General features: G+C 70.9%; 14 protein-coding genes. 10 read left to right on the forward strand and 4 right to left on the reverse strand.

The window, feature by feature from the left end; genetic code table 11:
* The first annotated feature begins 29 nt into the window (after positions 1–29).
* The 4 genes from murA to E3T42_RS03410 are packed head-to-tail and all read left to right on the forward strand — an operon-like array spanning position 30 to position 4,298.
* Complete coding sequence (gene murA / locus E3T42_RS03395; RefSeq protein ID WP_241975804.1) at positions 30–1,352, forward strand: UDP-N-acetylglucosamine 1-carboxyvinyltransferase; 1,323 nt, start codon at positions 30–32, stop codon at positions 1,350–1,352.
* Positions 1,353–1,359: 7 nt separating this feature from the next.
* Entirely contained in the window at positions 1,360–2,163 is an 804-nt protein-coding gene (locus tag E3T42_RS03400; RefSeq protein WP_370261610.1) for a lysophospholipid acyltransferase family protein, read from the forward strand.
* Positions 2,153–3,277 (forward strand): NAD(P)H-dependent glycerol-3-phosphate dehydrogenase, encoded by a 1,125-nt coding sequence (locus E3T42_RS03405; RefSeq protein WP_241975801.1) that lies wholly within the window; start codon positions 2,153–2,155, stop codon positions 3,275–3,277. Before E3T42_RS03400 ends, E3T42_RS03405 begins: the two co-directional genes overlap by 11 nt.
* A complete protein-coding gene (locus E3T42_RS03410) occupies positions 3,180–4,298 on the forward strand; it encodes a D-alanine--D-alanine ligase family protein (protein ID WP_134368222.1) in 1,119 nt (372 codons plus the stop codon). Before E3T42_RS03405 ends, E3T42_RS03410 begins: the two co-directional genes overlap by 98 nt.
* 179 nt (positions 4,299–4,477) lie before the next feature.
* On the opposite strand, the gene E3T42_RS03415 is transcribed toward E3T42_RS03410, so the two are convergent.
* The 3 genes from E3T42_RS03415 to E3T42_RS03425 form a co-directional block, all read right to left on the reverse strand.
* On the reverse strand, positions 4,478–4,705 hold the full coding sequence (locus tag E3T42_RS03415) for a sulfurtransferase TusA family protein (RefSeq protein WP_134368223.1): 228 nt from the start codon (positions 4,703–4,705) through the stop codon (positions 4,478–4,480).
* A gap of 53 nt (positions 4,706–4,758) precedes the next feature.
* Positions 4,759–5,817, reverse strand: a complete 1,059-nt coding sequence (locus E3T42_RS03420; RefSeq protein ID WP_134368224.1) for a YeeE/YedE family protein — start codon at positions 5,815–5,817, stop codon at positions 4,759–4,761.
* Positions 5,818–6,142: 325 nt separating this feature from the next.
* Positions 6,143–6,658 (reverse strand): DUF3515 domain-containing protein, encoded by a 516-nt coding sequence (locus E3T42_RS03425; RefSeq protein WP_134402447.1) that lies wholly within the window; start codon positions 6,656–6,658, stop codon positions 6,143–6,145.
* Positions 6,659–6,682: 24 nt separating this feature from the next.
* Here E3T42_RS03425 and thiL point away from each other — a divergent pair, with 24 nt between their 5' ends.
* Entirely contained in the window at positions 6,683–7,705 is a 1,023-nt protein-coding gene (gene thiL, locus E3T42_RS03430) for a thiamine-phosphate kinase (RefSeq protein WP_241975802.1), read from the forward strand.
* A gap of 157 nt (positions 7,706–7,862) precedes the next feature.
* Here the strand turns inward: thiL and rsmD are convergent, their stop codons facing one another.
* Entirely contained in the window at positions 7,863–8,444 is a 582-nt protein-coding gene (gene rsmD, locus E3T42_RS03435) for a 16S rRNA (guanine(966)-N(2))-methyltransferase RsmD (protein ID WP_134368226.1), read from the reverse strand.
* 84 nt (positions 8,445–8,528) lie between these two features.
* Between rsmD and E3T42_RS03440 the strand changes: the two genes are divergently transcribed.
* The 5 genes from E3T42_RS03440 to E3T42_RS03460 form a co-directional block, all read left to right on the forward strand.
* Positions 8,529–10,751: an ATP-dependent DNA helicase RecG gene (locus tag E3T42_RS03440; RefSeq protein ID WP_134368227.1), complete on the forward strand. Its 2,223-nt coding sequence runs from the start codon at positions 8,529–8,531 to the stop codon at positions 10,749–10,751.
* A gap of 150 nt (positions 10,752–10,901) precedes the next feature.
* Positions 10,902–11,390, forward strand: coding sequence for a pantetheine-phosphate adenylyltransferase (coaD, locus tag E3T42_RS03445; RefSeq protein WP_134368228.1), 489 nt, complete (start codon positions 10,902–10,904; stop codon positions 11,388–11,390).
* The gene (locus E3T42_RS03450) at positions 11,387–12,448 is read left to right on the forward strand and encodes an AAA family ATPase (protein WP_370261616.1); all 1,062 of its coding nucleotides are present in this window, start codon (positions 11,387–11,389) and stop codon (positions 12,446–12,448) included. Before coaD ends, E3T42_RS03450 begins: the two co-directional genes overlap by 4 nt.
* Before the next feature lie 5 nt (positions 12,449–12,453).
* Positions 12,454–13,932, forward strand: coding sequence for a DUF58 domain-containing protein (locus E3T42_RS03455; protein WP_134402448.1), 1,479 nt, complete (start codon positions 12,454–12,456; stop codon positions 13,930–13,932).
* A partial coding sequence (locus E3T42_RS03460; protein ID WP_241975803.1) for a transglutaminaseTgpA domain-containing protein occupies positions 13,919–14,645 on the forward strand: 727 nt, incomplete at its 3' end. The genes E3T42_RS03455 and E3T42_RS03460, both read left to right, overlap by 14 nt.

The following is a 14,645-nucleotide window of genomic DNA, read 5'->3' on the forward strand; positions in this document are numbered from 1 at the left end:
ACGCCCAGAACTGGGGCGCCGCCGTCGGCCTGCAGGGCGACCGGATCACCATCCGCGGCGGCATCCCGCTGGTCGGCCGGATCGAGCTGAAGGGTGCCAAGAACCTGGTCACCAAGGCCATGGTCGCGGCGCTCCTCGGCGAGACGCCCAGCGTGCTCAAGAACGTGCCCAACATCAGCGACGTGCGCATCGTGCGCCAGCTCCTCGAGGTGCACGGCGTCAAGGTCACCGACGGCGCCGAACCGGGCGAGCTGCAGCTCGACCCGGTGGACGTCGAGAGCGCGCACTTCGCCGCGATCGACGCTCACGCCGGCTCCTCGCGCATCCCGATCCTGTTCTGCGGCCCGCTGCTGCACCGCCTCGGCGAGGCATTCATCCCCGACCTCGGCGGCTGCCGCATCGGCGACCGCCCGATCGACTACCACCTGGACGTGCTGCGCAAGTTCGGCGCCGTCGTCGAGAAGCAGCCCAACGGCATCCGGATGTCCGCGCCCAACGGGCTCAAGGGCACCAAGGTGTCCCTGCCCTACCCGAGCGTCGGCGCCACGGAACAGGTGCTCCTCACCGCCGTGCGCGCGGAGGGCATCACCGAGCTCAAGGGCGCGGCGATCGAGCCCGAGATCATGGACCTGATCAACATCCTGCAGAAGATGGGCGCTGTCATCACGGTCGACACCGATCGGGTGATTCGGATCGAGGGCGTCGAACGGCTCGAAGGCTACAACCACCGCGCCCTGTTCGACCGCAACGAGGCCGCCAGCTGGGCGGCCGCGGCCCTGGCCACCGACGGCGACATCTTCGTCGGCGGCGCCCGCCAGCCCGAGATGCTCACCTTCCTGAACGTGTTCCGCAAGGTCGGCGGGGCGTTCGACATCGAAGACGACGGCATCCGTTTCTACCACCCGGGCGGCGACCTCAAGCCCGTCATCATCGAGACGGATGTCCACCCGGGCTTCATGACGGACTGGCAGCAGCCGCTCGTGATCGCCCTCACCCACGCGCACGGCGTTTCGATCGTGCACGAGACCGTCTACGAGCAGCGGTTCGGCTTCGTCGACGCGCTGGTCGAGATGGGCGCGACCATCCAGATCCACCGCGAATGCCTGGGCGGGCACCCCTGCCGCTTCGGCCAGCGCAACTTCAACCACTCGGCCGTCATCACCGGGCCGACGAAGCTGCACGGCGCCGACATCGAGGTTCCTGACCTGCGCGGCGGCTTCAGCCACCTGATCGCGGCCCTCACCGCGTCCGGCACGTCCACCGTGAGCAACGTCGGCATCATCAGCCGCGGCTACGAGAACTTCATCACCAAGCTTCAACTGTTGGGAGCTGACTTCGATCTCGAAGGATAATGGGGCCGTGCCAGCATCAGATCCAGCGCCCCGGAACAACAGCTCCACCCCAGCCGTGAACCCGGGCCGGGAGCGTTCGGAGACCCGGCGCCCATCCGTGTTCTGGGCGCTGGCGCTGATCATCCTCCCGGTGATCAACCTGGCCGTGCGGTTCAAGGTCACCGATGTCGGCAAGTTCCCGCGCACCGGAGCATTCGTGATGGCGCCCAACCACTTCAGTGAGATCGACCCGGTCCTGATGGGCGTGCTCAGCTGGAAGCTGGGGCGGGCGCCGCGGTTCCTGGCGAAGGCATCCGTCTTCACGCTCCCGGGGCTCGGCTGGCTGCTGCGCAAATCCGGGCAGATCCCGGTGCAGCGCGGCGGCAGCGTGCGCGGCAGTGAGCCGGTCAAGGCCGCCGAGCGTCTCGTCGAACGCGGGCAGATGGTCGTGGTCTACCCGGAGGGGTCGCTGACCCGCGACCCTGACCTGTGGCCGATGCGCGGCAAGTCCGGCGCCGTGCGGATAGCCCTGGAACGGGGCATCCCGGTCGTCCCCGTCGCCCACTGGGGTGCCCAGCAGATCATGCCGCGCTACTCGAAGAAGCTGAGCCTGTTCCCGCGCAGGACCGTGCTCGTCAAGATCGGCGATCCGCTCGACCTCGCCGAGTTCCGCGGCCGCAACCTCGATTCGGCCACCCTGAACGAGGCGACCAAGGTCGTCATGGACGCCATCACCCAGCTGCTCGAAGACCTTCGGGGTGAAACGGCGCCGACCAAGCGCTGGAACCCGGCCGAGCACGACCAGAAAGAGACCGGCCGTTTTGAAGCCTAAGATCCTGCCAGGCAAACGCGTCGCCGTTCTCGGAGCCGGAAGCTGGGGAACGACGTTCGCGAAGATCCTCACCGACGGCGGGGCGGATGTCGTGCTCTGGGCCCGGCGCCCCGAACTCGCCCGGGAGATCACCGAGGCCCGGCGCAACAGTGACTACCTCCCCGGCATCAACCTGCCGGTCGGCCTCCGCGCCACGTCCAGGCTCGACCTGGCCCTGGCCGGCGCCGAGCAGGTGTTCGTGTCCGTGCCGAGCCAGTCGCTGCGCGAGAACCTGATCCTGGCCGAACCGTTCCTGGCCCCCGGCGCGATCGTGGTGTCGCTGATGAAGGGCGTCGAGCGCGGCTCCGGGCTTCGGATGAGCCAGATCATCGCCGAGCTCCTCCCGATCGACCCTGACCTGATCGCGGCCATCTCCGGCCCCAACCTGGCCCTCGAGATCGCGAAGGAGCAGCCGACGGCCGCCGTCGTCTCCTCCAACAGCCTCGAGACCGCCCAGGCCGTCGCCATGCTGGCCCGCAACCGCTACTTCCGGTCGTATGTGAACACGGATGTCATCGGCACTGAATTCGGCGGCGTGCTCAAGAACCTCATCGCCGTGGCCATCGGCATCGTCGACGGCGTCGGCTACGGCGAGAACACCAAGGCGTCGATCATCACCCGGGGCCTGGTCGAGATGACCGACTTCGCGGTGGCGTACGGCGCGCATCCGGAGACGCTGGCCGGCCTCGCCGGCCTGGGCGACCTGATCGCCACCTGCCAGTCGCCGCTCTCGCGGAACAACACCGCCGGACGCCTCCTCGGCCAGGGTTACGGCATCGCCGACGTCGTCAAGCAGATGCAGCAGACCACCGAAGGCCTCGCATCCGTCGGCCCTATTCTCGATCTCGCCCGTGCCAAGGGGGTGGACATGCCCATCGTCGAGCAGGTCCGCCAGGTGCTGGCCGGTACTCTAAAACCGCGGGACCTCGCCCCGCACCTCACCACGGACTCGGCTGAGCCGCAGGGCGAAAGGACGAATGATGGACAAGCTCACGGTAGCGCTGCTCTTTGGGGGTCGTTCAAGCGAACATTCGATCAGCTGCGCCACAGCGGGGGGCGTCCTCGCGGCGATTGACCGCGACCGCTACAACGTCATCCCGATCGGGATCACCCGCGACGGAGCCTTCGTGCTCGAAGCGGATGACCCGGTCCGGTTCGCCCTGGACGCCGCGGAACTGCCGGAGGTGTTCGACAACGGCACCCGGGTGCGGTGGCCGGAGAGCAGCCTCAGCCGCCAGCTGACCGTCAGCGACGGCGCCGGGTACCGTTCGCTCGGCAACGTGGACGTGGTCTTCCCGATCCTGCACGGTCCGTTCGGCGAGGACGGGACCGTGCAGGGGCTGCTCGAACTGGTCGGCCTGCCGTACGTCGGCTCGGGCGTGCTGGCGTCGGCGCTGGGCATGGACAAGCACTTCACCAAAACCGTCTTCCAACAGGCCGCCCTGCCGGTGGCCCCGTGGCGCACCATCACGGCGGCCGAGTGGGCCGAGGCGCCCGGCATGGCGTTCGCCGCCGCCGAGCAGCTCGGGCTGCCCGTGTTCGTGAAGCCCGCCCGGGCCGGGTCGAGCGTCGGCGTCAGCCGCGTGGCGCACCTGGACCAGCTGGCCGAGGCGATGCGGGTGGGCCTCGCCGAAGACAGCAAGGTACTGATCGAGGCCGGCCTGTCGGGACGCGAACTCGAGATCGGCGTGCTGCAGGGCCGTCCGGGGGAGCCGACCCGGGCATCCGTGCCGGGAGAGGTGCGCGTCACCGGACGTGACTTCTACGACTTCGCCGCCAAGTACCTCGGCGCGGACGGGATCGAACTCGTCTGCCCCGCGGCTCTCGGCGCCGGGGAAGTGGCCGAGATGCAGGACCTCGCCATCCGCGCGTTCGACGCGATCGACGGCGCCGGCCTGGCCCGGGTGGACTTCTTCCTGACCGGGGACGGTTGGGTCATCAACGAGATCAACACCATGCCCGGGTTCACCCCGATCTCGATGTTCCCGACCTGCTGGCTCGCCACCGGGTACACCTACCCGCAGCTGATCGACGAGCTGATCGCGGTGGCGCTGGCCCGCCGCGCCCTTCCCGCCGCACTGCGCCTGTCGGTCTAACCAGCCGCACCCCGCCCGTCCCGCTGTCCCCGCCCGTCCCGCTGTCCCCGCCCGTCCCGCCACCCCCACCCCCAAAAGGCCCGGGCTCGGTCCCGCCGAGCCGTGAGTTTCGCCCCCGTTTTTTGATTTTTCAGGGGCGCTTCTCACGGCTCGGCGGGGTCTTGGGGCTCTTGCCGGGGCTACGCCTTCTGCACCGTGATGGTCCAGTGGGCGTCCCCGACGCGATCGAAATGGGTGACCGGGTAGCCGTTCTCGGCGGCCCAGCGCGGTAGGGCATCCGTCGCCTGGGTGCAGTCGAAGTTGATGGTGAGTTCGTCGCCGAGGTCGAGCTTCAGGATGGCGTCACCGGCCTCCACGAGCGGGAATGGGCAGACCTGACCGTCGGTTTCGAGTACGTACTGTGCCATGTCGGGCTTCCTTTTCTTGGGTGATGCGGGGTGATGCTGGTTGATGCGGGTAGCTACCGGGGGACCGGGATGCGGACGGGGGAGACCCCGACCCGCGCGGACCCGGTGATGAAGAGGCGCGTCGCGGCGCCGGTGCCGATGATCATGAAGACCAGCGATACCCAGCCCTGGAGGCCGAAGGTGGCGGTGTCGACCATGCCGTTGCCGATGGTGCAGCCGCCGGCCAGGCTAGCTCCGACGCCCATCAGCGCCCCGCCGATGATGCTGCGGATGGTCGTGGTGGCATCGGGCAGCCGCACGCGGAACTCGCCGCTGCCTCTGGCGGCGATGAAGGAGCCGAGCAGGATGCCGATCACCAGGTAGACGCCCCAGTCGATCGCCTGGGGATCGCCGCGCACGAGGTAGTTGACGATGTTCGAGGACGGCCCGGTGACGCCGAGCCCGGACTCGCGGCCGGTTGCCCAGCTGAGCGGCCAGGCGAGGATGGCGAGCGGTGCGATGATCAGTGCCGTGGTGAACGCGCCCCACTTCTTCTCGAAAAGGAGGTGACGGATGCCGCTGGTGCGGGCCGGGAGGGACGCGAGCGTCAGGGGCGACCGCCGACGCAGGTGATACCGGGCCAGCAGTCCGACGCCGGTGACGAGCAGCGCGACCAGCACCCACGGTGAGATGCCGAGGACACCGTGGATGGTGGAACCCTCCACGGTGATGCCGCGGAGCGCCGCGACCGGGGCGGACAGCGCGCCGGTTTTCGAGATGGCGGCGAAGAGGGCGTAGAAGATCAGGGCGAACCAGCTGCCCACCAGACCCTCGCCGGCGCGGTAGTAGGTGCCCGTGGCGCATCCGCCGGCCAGCACGATGGCGAAACCGAAGATGAACGCGCCGAGGATCGTGGCCAGCCAGGCGAACGGCTGGGGGTCGAGGGTGATGACACCTGCCGCGTCGAGGGCGAATACGCCCACACTCTGCACGGCGATGACGATCAGGAAGGCGGTCAGCCAGCGGGTGCTGCCCGTGATCCAGAGGTCCCGGAATGCTCCGGTCACGCAGAACCTGCCCCGCTGCATGGTGAAGCCCAGGGCGACGCCCAGGCCGAGTCCGGTCAGAAGCATGTCGTGTCCCCGTCCATCAGTGGCCGCAGCCAACCGGCGGCGACTCCCCGGAGACGTTACGTGCCCACCGGTGGCCGCGCTCCCGGACGTCGCGGCGTGACGGCATGAGACGTAACACTTGACAATGCCCCCGTTGCCGAGGCAGGAGGCAGGCGCGGCGGCCAAGGTGCCGTTGCCGCTCCGCGAAACCTCGTCGCGAAACCTCGTCGAGCCGTGAGTTCCGCCCCTCCGCCGGCACGAAAGTGGGGCCGAACTCACGGTTCGGCGGGCTTGGCGAGCCGGCGAGCCGGCGGGGCTGCCGGGGCTCTGCGGGCCGGGCGTGCGGTTACTGGGCCGGGGCCGCGGTCTCGCCGTCGGTCGGCAGCAGCAGGTCTTCGGCGCCGAGGCACTTGCCGGTCGCGGGGATGTTCTCCACCGCGTTGGCCAGGTCCACCAGCACCGTCGAACCGCTGACCTTGTCCGAGTCGATCACCAGCTCCGTGGCCGGGTCGCGGCCGTAGGTGGTGTACCGATACAGGGGGGCGTCGGTGTCGTCTTCGATCCAGTCGATGCCGTTGACGGTGAGGCAGGGCAGGGTGGTCGGGGCGGGCACGTCCACGCCGCAGTGCAGTAGCACGGCCGACGGGGTGCCCCAGGCGCCGGTTGACTGGGCGTTGGTCTCCCGCTCCGGCAGGGATGCGACCGTGGTCGGCAGGCGCACGATCAGGTCGGCGCAGGTGGGGTTGACGGCATCCGTCGCCGGTTCCATCGGCACGATGGCGGTGCAGCCGGTGAGCAGCACGCTGCCCGTCACGAGGGTGATCGTGAGGCCGGCACGGAGGAGGCGGATGCGGGAGGTCATTGCATTCAGGCTACCGTTTGATGCATGACGAATGCTGCGGGCGCGATGCTCCCCACGAGTGAGACGCCGGCGAGAGAAACCCTGGCCGATCTGAGCGAAGGGGAGGTGCTCGCCCGCATCTTCCCCCGGCTGCCGGGCGCGGCCGCCCAGCTCCTGGGCCCGGGGGACGACGCCGCCGTGCTGTCGGCCCCGGACGGCCGCTACGTCGTCACCACGGACATGATGATCCAGGGGCCGGACTTCCGTCTCGCCTGGTCGAGCCCGCACGACCTCGGCTGGAAGGCCGCGGCCACGAACCTGTCCGATGTCGCTGCGATGGGCGCACGCCCCACCGCGCTGGTGGTGGCGATCGCCGCACCCCCGTCGACGCCGATCGGCGTGATCGAGGGCATCGCGGACGGCCTGCGGGACTGCTGCGAGGCGTTGGCGCCCGGCTGCGGGGTCGTCGGCGGCGACCTGTCCGCCTCGGACGCCCTGACGCTCGCCGTGACGGCCTTCGGCGACCTGGAGGGGCGCGGGCCCGTCCTCCGCTCCGGGGCGCGGCCAGGCGACGTCGTTGCGCTGGCGGGGCGTCTCGGTGAGGCTGCACAGGGCCTCGAGCTGCTGTTCCGGCTCGCCGTGGACGCCGACGGGGTCCCGGATGCCGAGCTCGCGGCGGCGCTGCGGGCGCAGCATCCCGAGGAAGTCGCCGCCCAGCTCGCCCCGGTGCCGCCCATCGACCGGGGCCCGGCTGCCGCCCTCGCCGGCGCGACGGCCATGCTGGACGTGTCGGACGGTCTCGCGATCGACGCCGGCCGCCTCGCTCGGGCCAGCGGCGTGGGCATCGACTTCGACCGCGCCGCCCTCGGCGAGAACGTCGAGCGTGCCCTCGGCGGAGGCGAGGACCACGGCCTCCTCGCGACATTCCCGGCCGGCACCGACCTTCCGGACGGTTTCCGGGCGCTGGGCACGGTCACGGATGCCGCCGGCACGATCCTGCTCGATGGCCGCCCGCACGGCCAGGGCGGCTGGGACCCCTACCGAGGCTGGGACGGCTCCGTCCGCTGAGCCGGCGACCCCGGGCATCCGCGACCCCGAGCGCGACCCGGGCATCCGCGACCCCGAGCGCGTCGCGGCGCACCCTGTGCCCGCGGGCGCACGCTGGAACCTGCGCCGCCGGCCACAACCTGCGCCGCGAGGCCCGTGACGGACGCCGGCGACCCGCTCAGTCGGTCGCGGGCCGCGCCAGTGACGCGTACCAGACGGTGGTGTCGCCGTAGTCCTTGCGCCGGTCGGCCTCGAGGCCGGGGCCCCACTCCGGCTCGGGCGAGCGCGAGCTCCGCTCCACGACCACGAGGGCATCCGGGTCCAGCAGGGGCGTCAGCGCAGCGAGGTTGTGGCCGAGTTCGGCCTCGGGGAGGTCGTACGGCGGGTCGAGGAAGACGAGGTCGAAGCCGTCGCCGGTGCTGGCCAGAAACGACTGCACGGCCTGCGCCGTCACCTTGATCTTCGGGGCGTCCTTCTTCGGGGCGGCCCGCAGCACGGCCTCCGCGTTCTTGCGGCACAGCGCGGCGGCGCCGAAGCCGTTCTCGACCAGCGTCACGATCCGCGCTCCCCGGCTGGCCGCCTCCAGGCCCAGCGCGCCCGACCCCGCGTAGAGGTCGAGAACCCGGGTGCCACGGATGATGTCGCGCGCGTCGAGCGCGGAGAAGATCGCCTCGCGCACGCGGTCGCTGGTGGGTCGGGTGCCGGTCCGGGGGACCGCCAGGGGCAGGGAACCGGCAAAACCGGCAACGATTCGCGTCATAACGGGATCGAGTTTATCGTCCCCGTCCCCCGGCCGGCCCGGTGACCGGTGACCGGTGTCGGCAGTGTTGTCTACGATCGAAGCATGACCGATTCGGAGGCCGCGGAGAACGCCCTGCCCCCGGTGACCCTCGACACGAAGCTGCAGAACGTGGTCGGCGGCAAGACGGCCGTCGCCCTGGTCAAGGCCTTCGGCGTCGAAACCGTCGGCGACCTGCTCAGCCACTACCCGCGCCGCTACGCCCGCCGCGGCGAGCTGTCCTCGATCAGCCTGTTGCCACTCGATGAGAACGTGACGATCGTCGCCGAGATCCGCACGGTCGAGGAGCGCCCGATGAAGGCCCGCAAGGGGTCGATCGTCGAGGTGAAGATCTCCGACGGTCGCGGAATCCTCAGCCTCACCTGGTTCAACCAGTCCTGGCGGGCTAAACAGCTCCGGCCCGGCATGCGCGGCATGTTCGCCGGCAAGGTCACCGACTACCGGGGGCACCTGCAGCTCACCCACCCGACCTACCGGCTGTTCGGCCCAGGTGCCGAAGACGAGCCCGAGATGCCCACGGATGCCGCGGCCGCCAAACTCTGGATCGAGCAGCCCATCGCCATCTACCCGGCCACGAACACGGTGGCCAGCTGGCAGATCGCCCAGACGATCGAGCTTGTGCTCGACAGCCTCGGCCCCGTTCCGGACCCGATCCCGACCGAGGTGCGCTCCGAGCGTGGGCTGCTCCCGCACGGCCGGGCGCTCGAGCTCATCCACCAGCCGGAGACCGACTCGGACTGGCGCCGCGCCCGGGACACCCTGCGGTTCACGGAGGCCTTCGTGCTGCAGAGCGCCCTGGTGCAGCAGCGAAACGAGGCGCGGGCGCAGAAGACCGTCGCGCGCGTTCCCGCGCCCGGCGGGTTCCTCGACCGGTTCGACGCCGCGCTGCCGTTCACCCTCACCGACGACCAGCAGAACGTAGCGGCGGAGATCGCCGACGATATCGCCCAGACGTCCCCGATGAACCGGCTCGTGCAGGGGGAGGTCGGTTCCGGCAAGACGGTCGTGGCCTTGCGGGCCATGCTCGCAGTGGCGGACTCCGGCGGTCAGGCCGCGTTGCTCGCCCCCACCGAGGTCCTGGCGGCCCAGCACCTGCGCTCGATCGCGCGCGCGCTCGGCCCCGAACTGTCGGTCGAGCTGATGCCCACCCTGATCACGGGGCAGCTGCCCGTCGCGGAGCGCCGCAAGGCGTTGCTGCGCACGGTGTCCGGGCAAGCTCAGATCGTGATCGGCACTCACGCGCTACTGGGCGAGAAGGTCACCTTCTTCGACCTCGGCCTGGTCGTCGTCGATGAGCAACACCGATTCGGCGTCGATCAGCGTGAGGCGCTTCGGCAGAAGGGCGCCCTCCCGCCCCATGTGCTGGTGCTCACGGCCACGCCCATTCCGCGCACCGTGGCCATGACCGTGTTCGGCGACCTCGACGTGAGCACGATCGCGGAGCTGCCCGAGGGCCGGCAGGGCATCGAGACGTTCGTGGTGCCGCTCTTCGAGAAACCCGCCTGGGTCACCCGGGTGTGGAGCCGGCTGGCGGAAGAGCTCGCCCAGAAACGCCAGGCGTTCGTGGTCTGCGCGGCGATCTCCCCGAAGCAGCTCGAGGAGGGCGAGATCGCCGACCCCGAGGCGTCGGCATCGGCATCGGCGTCAGTGTCGGCACCGGCCGACGTCGAGACCGTGCTCGCCGAACTCCGCCGCAACCCGGTGCTCGCGTCCGCCCGCATCGAGCCCCTGCATGGCCGCATGACCAGCGAACAGAAAGACCAGACCATGCGGTCCTTCGCCGCCGGGGAGATCGACGTGCTCGTCGCCACGACGGTGATCGAGGTCGGCGTCGACGTGCCCAACGCCTCCGCGATGGTGGTGATGGATGCCGACCGGTTCGGCGTGTCCCAGCTGCACCAGTTGCGCGGCCGGGTGGGCCGCGGGGGCGTGCCCGGGCTCTGCCTGCTCGTCACGTCCGCGGAGGCCGAGTCGCTGGCCCGGGAGCGGGTCGAGGCGGTCGCGGCCACCCTGGACGGCTTCGAACTGGCGCAGGTCGACCTCGAGCTGCGCCGGGAAGGCGACGTGCTCGGCCTGAACCAGTCCGGCGGCCGCTCCTCACTGCGCCTGCTCCGGGTGGCCACCGACGGGGTCCTGATCGGCGAGGCCCGCGGCTACGCCCAGCGACTGAGCGACCAGGACCCGCTCCTCGAGAGCGTCCCGGCGCTGCGGGAGGCGGTGCGTCGGCGCCTCGACGATTCCGAACGGGCATCACTCACCAAGAGCTGACCTGTGTGCACCGAGCCGTGTGCACCGAGCCGTGCCTGACGAGCCGTGTCGGCCGGCGCTCCCTGTGCACGGGCTGAGTATCTGCGGGGGCCTGCCGCCGACTTGGTGCGTGGCGGGGCGAGGTTCCCGGTCTCGGGCTAGGGTGAATCCATGCGCAGGATCGCCGTCGTCCCCGGATCATTCGACCCCGTCACACTGGGTCACCTCGACGTGATCGAGCGGGCGGCCGGTCTCTTCGACGAGTTGCATGTCCTCGTCGTGCACAACCCGGGCAAGACGGCGTTATTGCCGATCAGCCGCCGGGTCGAGCTCCTGCAGAAGTCGATCCGCGACGCCGGGATCGCCGGCAACATCGTGGTCGCCTCCTGGAGCATGGGACTCCTGGTCGACTACTGCCTCGAGGTGGGAGCGAGCGTGCTGATCAAGGGCATCCGTTCCCAGGTGGACGTGGCGTACGAGACCCCGATGGCGATCGTCAACCGCAACCTGGCCGCTGTCGAAACCGTTTTCCTGCTGCCGGACCCGGCCCACGCCCACGTGTCCAGTTCACTGGTGCGCCAGGTCGCCGCCCTCGGTGGCGACATCGCCCCGTACGTCCCCGAAGCGGTTGCGGAGTTCCTGCAAAAGGCACCCGTGTGAACTTATATCCCGTTCGGATAGGGACGGTCCCGGCGGTCGCGGGGATCGCGGTCGGCGCCGCCGCCGTTCCGGACGAGGAGACCCCGATGGACCTTCCGATGGTCGAGGTCGCGGCTCGCGCCATCATCCGTAATGTCGAGACGGTCATCGACGGCAAGCACGAGGCCGTGACCACGGCGCTGACGGTTCTCCTGGCCCAGGGCCATCTCCTGATCGAGGATGTCCCCGGCGTGGGGAAGACCATGCTGGCCAAGGCCCTCGCCAAATCGCTGGACTGCACCGTGAGCCGGATCCAGTTCACCCCCGACCTGCTGCCGTCCGACGTGACCGGCGTGTCGGTGTTCAACCAGGTGGACCGCCGGTTCGAGTTCAAGCCCGGCGCCATCTTCGCGAACATCGTGATCGGTGACGAGATCAAGCGGGCGAGTCCGAAGACCCAGTCGGCGCTGCTGGAGTGCATGGAGGAACGCCAGGTCACCGTGGACGGCTTCACCTATCTGCTGCCGGTGCCGTTCACGGTCGTCGCGACGCAGAACCCGATCGAGATGGAAGGCACCTACGCCCTGCCGGAGGCCCAGCGGGACCGGTTCATGGCCCGCATCTCGATGGGGTATCCCGACACGGAGTCGGAGCTGATGATGCTCGATTCCCGGGACGCCACGAGCCCGCTGGACGGCATCGAGGCCGTCGTGTCCGGCGCGCAGCTGCGGGGAATGATGACGGCGGCCCGCGCCGTGTTCGCGTCCGCCGCGGTCAAGGAATACGCGGTCAGCCTGGTTCGGGCCACCCGCGACGACCGCGACCTGCGTCTGGGGGCGAGCCCCCGGGCCACCCTGCAGCTCATTCGCGCGGCCAAGGCCCAGGCGGCCCTGCAGGGACGTGAGTACGTGCTTCCGGACGACATCGACTCGCTGGCTCTGGCCGTGCTCAGCCACCGGCTGATGGCCAGCGGTCGCGTGCTCGGTCACCACCAGGACAGTGGGCCTCTGATCGAGGAGATCGTGCGGCGGATCATCGCCGAGACCCCCGTGCCGCTCGGTCCCGCCGGACTCCACTGATTCCGATGCCAGCCCAGCAGCGGCGCGGCCGACCGGTCTGGTTCCCCCGGCTCACCGTCCGCGGGGGGATGTTCCTCGTCACCGGGGCCCCGCTGCTCCTCTACTCGCTGGTCAGCAATCAACGCGATCTCCTGTTCGTCGCCTGTCTGCTTCTGGTGGTCCCGGTCGTCGCCGTCGCTTACGTTTCCGTGCGACCCGTGCGGCTCCAGGTCACCCGCACGTTCCACCCGCCCGTCGTGGCCGCCGGGGGGGAAACCACCGTGGCGCTCACCCTCTGCAATCTCTCGTCCCGGGCCGTGACCGGCCTGCGGTGGCGGGATGCGGCCCCGGAAGCCCTGGCCGTGCCGCCCGGAGCGACGCTGCCGGGGCTCGACCGATTCGAGGGCGGCGCGGCCGACGGGGCCGACACCGTGCACCTCGATTACCGCGTGACGCCCCGGCGCCGGGGCGTCTACCCCTGTGGGCCGGCCCTGATCGGGCAGCCCGATCCCTTCGGCCTGACCGTCGGCGAGTGGACGGTGGGGGAGCCGCAGGACCTGGTCGTCACGCCCCGCGTCACCGACCTGGCCGGTCGGGGCCTGGAGAGCGTCCGTGGCGACGGCGAGGTGCCGGAGCGGCTGCGCCACGTGCACCACAACTCGGATCAGCTGATCGCCCGCGAGTACCGGCCGGGCGACCAGCTGCGCCGGGTGAACTGGCCGGCCACCGCGCGCCACGGCGAGATCATGGTGCGGCAGGAGGAGGAACAGAGCAAGCCGCGGGCCCGTCTCGTGTTCGATACGGCCCTGCACGGACGACGGAAACGGATGCCCGGCCCGGGCGGGCACCAGGTCCTCCGCCACGACCCGGCCTTCGATGTGGCCGTCGAGCTCGTCGCATCCGTCGGCGCCCACCTGCTCGAGGCCGGCTACCAGCTGGACCTGATCGAGCTGGGCCCCGGCCGGCTTGCCCCGGCCAGCGCCCGCGCGGGTGGCGGCCTGCGCGGCGACCCCGGCGACGTGCGGGAACTGGTGTTCCGCGAACCGGGGGAGGTTCGGTCCCTGCTCGTCCTGCTGGCCGGCATCGAACCGCCGGACCCGGATGAGCCGGCGGACCCGGATGAGCCGCCGGACCCGGATGAGCCGGCGGACACCCACGAGCCGGCGGCCACCCCCGGACCGGCGAGTGCGGCCGGGGCGACGCGCCCGGCGGATGCGGCCGGGGCGACGGGGAGGCCACGGATGCCCCTGTCCCCGCTCGGCCGTATGCTGCCGACCTTCGCGGTGCTGGTCGACATCGACGCGCAGGACACGGACGAACTCGCTCACCTGGCCTCCCGGAGCCGGTCCTCCGTCGCCTTCGTGCTGGACCCCATGAACCCGGAGTCCGTGGCGCGGCTGCGGGACGCCGGCTGGCGCTGCGTGCGCCTGCAAACGGCGCGGGACATCCCGGGCGCCTGGGTGGCCGCCGTCGGGGAAAGGCAGGCCGCTGATGACGGCGCCTGAGGCCCGGCTGCCGGCCCGCGCGCCTGGCCCCGCTCCTGCCCCCCTGCCGGCGCGCCCGTCCCGGCGCCGCGCCTCCGCCGACTGGCCGCTCGTGATCGCGGTGCTGGTGCTGCTGTTGATCGCCCAGGGGGCTCTCGGCCCCCTGCTGCTCGGCACCGGCTGGTGGTGGCTGATGGCGATCGTGTCGAGCGTCGTGCTCTTGGGGTCGGCCGGGCTGCGCCGCCTCGGGCTGAGCGCCGCGCTGATGCCCCTCGCCGGCTTCGGGATGCTGCTGGCCGCCCTGACCCTGGTGTTCGGGGCCGGAACGGGGCTGCTCTGGCTGATCCCCAGCCTGGACACACTGGACCGGTTCCGGGAGCTGACGGTCGATGGGGCGATCTCCGTCGAGCGGCAGGGCACGCCGGCTGACGCGGTGCCGGGCATCCTGTTCCTGCTCTGCGTGGGGGCGGGAGCGCTCGCGATCCTGGCATACGCGCTGGCCGTCATCGCGCGGGTGCCGGCGCTCGCCGGGCTGCCGGCGCTTGTTCCCCTCCTCGTTCCCGGTCTCATCCGTTCGGGCGGAGCCGAGCCGGCCGCCCTGGCGCTCGCGGGCGCCGCCTACCTGGTGCTGCTCCGGGTCGACGTGCGGATGAGCGGCACCCGGCATGCGGCCCGGCCGTCGGCCGGGCCGGGCGCGCCCCGGGTTTTCGCGCCCGTGCGGCGCCGCGGCCCCG

It is taken from the genome of Cryobacterium sp. TMT4-10, from assembly GCF_004403275.1.
Lineage (GTDB): Bacteria > Actinomycetota > Actinomycetes > Actinomycetales > Microbacteriaceae > Cryobacterium > Cryobacterium shii.